The following is a 1038-nucleotide window of genomic DNA, read 5'->3' as shown; positions in this document are numbered from 1 at the left end:
CCTTCGACGAGCCGGCCCTGGGCTTTGCGCTGGCCGGCGGGTTTGCCCCGGTCCCGAGCGCGTTCGGCGGCGCGTTTGTCTTCGATGTTGCAGATCGCCAGCCAGAGCAGCTTCACCGCCGCCTCGGTCGAGGGGAAGTGGCCGCGGTTCTTGGTCACCTTCCGTAGCTGGAAGTTCAGCGACTCGATGCTGTTGGTCGTGTAGATGACCTTGCGGAGCATGGGTGGGAACTGCAGGAACGGGATGAACCGCTCCCAGGAGTTCGCCCAGGTCGCGGCTGCAGACGGGTACTTCGTGCCGAGCTCGGAGGCCTCGAACTCGGCCAGCGCCTTCCTCGCGGTCTCTTCGTTGGGGGCGGTGTAGATCGGCTTCAGCGCGGCGGCGACCTTCTTGCGGTCCTGGTAGGCCACGAACCGCATCGCGGCCCGGATCAGGTGAACCACGCAGGTCTGGACCATCGAGTCCGGCCACGTCGCCTCGACCGCCTCCGGCAGGCCCTTGAGCCCGTCGCAGCACACGATCAGCACGTCCTGCACGCCCCGGTTGGCGAGATCGGCGCAGACGTGGGCCCAGAACGCCGAGCCCTCGGTGTCCTGGACCCAGATCCCCAGCACGTGCTTGATGCCCTCGAGGTCCACGCCGACGGCGATGTAGGCGGCACGGTTGAGGACCTGGCTGTTCTCTCGGATCTTGATCCGGATTGCGTCGAGATAGATCACCGGATAGAACTCCTCCAGCGGCCGCGACTGCCACGCCAGGACCTCTTCGCTCACGGCGTCGGTGATGTTGGAGATCGTCTCGTGCGACAGGTCCGTGCCGATCGTGGAGGCCAGGTGGTGCTGGATGTCCCGGATCGTCATTCCGCCGGCATAGAGGCTGATGATCATGTCATCCAGGCCCCCGAGGCGCCGCTGGCCCTTGGGCACCAGGCGCGGGGTGAACGACCCGCCCCGGTCTCGCGGGACGTCCAGCTCGATCGGCCCGACCTCGGACTCCACGGTCTTCGGGGTGGTCCCGTTGCGGGAGTTGGCGTGCTTC

At 67.0% G+C, this 1038-nt stretch carries 1 protein-coding gene; it reads right to left on the bottom strand.

Going from position 1 to position 1038, the window contains the following annotated elements:
* A partial coding sequence (locus tag ACFI33_RS11755) for an IS256-like element ISMlu11 family transposase (protein ID WP_462624049.1) occupies positions 1 to 1038 on the bottom strand: 1038 nt, incomplete at both ends.

The organism is Micrococcus sp. PSi08 (assembly GCF_054960655.1).
Note: the sequence above shows the minus strand (reverse complement) of the source record. Positions and strands in the feature narration are given on the sequence as shown.